This window comes from Hymenobacter defluvii (assembly GCF_017589435.1).
In the GTDB taxonomy this organism is placed as follows: Bacteria; Bacteroidota; Bacteroidia; order Cytophagales; family Hymenobacteraceae; genus Hymenobacter; species Hymenobacter profundi.
In genome coordinates this window covers 1-1,659 of record NZ_JAGETX010000062.1, presented here as the reverse complement: position 1 = coordinate 1,659, position 1,659 = coordinate 1, and the positions used below count along the sequence as shown (strand labels likewise).

The window sequence follows — 1,659 nt, the reverse complement described above, 5'->3', positions numbered from 1 at the left end:
CGCTGGAAAGCACTTTGGTCGACATAGGCACTGGAAGGTAAGACTTGCCACTGTCTGTTTTCACTAGACCACCTCAGTACATGCACAAGGCCAGAGACGAGTTGGCCTGCCATTTCTCGAAGGAAGACGCGTTGGCAAGGTAGCGCGTTACCTCTTCCGCTACCCACTGCCGGCTTTTGGGGCCGAACTCCTGATAGAGGCCCTTATGCAACAGCTTATCAAGCACGTAGAGGGTTTACAGGTTAACGCTAACCTCCCTCAGCCCGCTGAAGTCGATTCCATGAAACTGGTGCCGGTGCCCGAGCTCGTGGAAATGCCCCAAGGAGCCCTGTTGCTGCAGGTAGTTCACATCCAGCATCTGCTCACAGCCATACGTGTCGTCGGGCACCACAATCTTTTTCGCGTCAGTAAACATGTAGCTGCCGCTTGCCACTACTTGGTCAACGACCACGCGCTCGGGGTGGCGGCGGGGCAAGGGTAGGGCGGCGATGCGTCCAACGAGCGGAATGTGTCGTCTACTTGCTGGGCAGCACACGGTACGCGTGCAGGACGCGGCCGTCCAACGAGCGGAATGTGTCGTCTACTTAACTTGCACTTACCTCCTGCCCTACTTTTAGACTACCTGTTCTGGTTATAAACTAAGATCTCATTGGGAAGCCGAATTCTTGATTGCGTGCGAAGTTCTTGAATCATGCTGGAAATCGCTTTTTCCTTGATGTTTAATACCTATTAGCACGTAGGCCAAGATCAGCAGCTACCCTGCAAGTGAGACTGTTTGCTAGAGTTGCAGTAATCTGATAATTACTTATATACTGAAAACTCCGCGCATGAGCATAATATTTAAAGCTATTATAACTCTGCTTATGCTGATAACTCCAATAATTCGTAGAATTCTACGAATTATTGGAGTTATCAGCATAAGCAGAGTGCGAAGTTGTTCAGTTCTCCATTGCCTCCGGAGCCTGTTATGGAATGGTGGCGAGAAAAATTCCTTTTGCCAGTAATCGTGTAATGAAGAATACCCACCAGCCATGATCGTGCACTGCTGCCGCTTATTTGGCCTCTTCGCTTGTATACGCAGCTCGGTGCAGGCGACCTACCCTGTTAGCCGATAGGATGCAGCCCCCTTTCGCAAAGGCACGGTCACGTGCCCTTTGCGGCCCTTACGCCGCTTGCCCTCGTTGTGGTCGGCACGTGCTCCATTTTCGGATATGCGCTGCACCGGACGCCAGTACAAATCACGGCCTTGAGCACGGCTTCGCGCACGCTGCAGCCGTGCCAGCTCGCGCTAATCGGTCATCCTGTGTTCAACACAGCAGTTATGGCGCCCGCGCGCTTCCTGCTGATACCCGGCTTTAGCCCAGCGGCAGGTTGTGGGGAAGGCAATGCCAATCGCAGCCAGCTTTAATCAGGTAGTGCAGCAGGGTGTTGAGCACTGATTGTAATGCATGTTGACGCTGCGGTGGGTCTTCCCGAGCCGAGGCCAAACGGGGACTGCCAAGGCCCCTTCGCCTTCGATCCCGTTGCTGGAGTGATCTTTTCGGTAGTCACCCCCAATAGTGCAATCAGTCTGTACCAGCTTCAAACCTACAACTCTATTTATGCTAATAACTCCAATAATTCGTGGAATTCCACGAATTATTGGAGTTATTAGCATAA

The 1,659-nt window shown here is 52.2% G+C and carries 2 protein-coding genes; both read right to left on the bottom strand.

What is annotated here, in order from left to right:
• Positions 1-73: 73 nt before the first annotated feature.
• Positions 74-226, bottom strand: coding sequence for a hypothetical protein (locus J4D97_RS22845; RefSeq protein WP_208309607.1), 153 nt, complete (start codon positions 224-226; stop codon positions 74-76).
• Between the two features lie 9 nt (positions 227-235).
• Entirely contained in the window at positions 236-535 is a 300-nt protein-coding gene (locus tag J4D97_RS23680) for a M60 family metallopeptidase (protein WP_208309606.1), read from the bottom strand.
• Positions 536-1,659 lie beyond the last annotated feature (1,124 nt).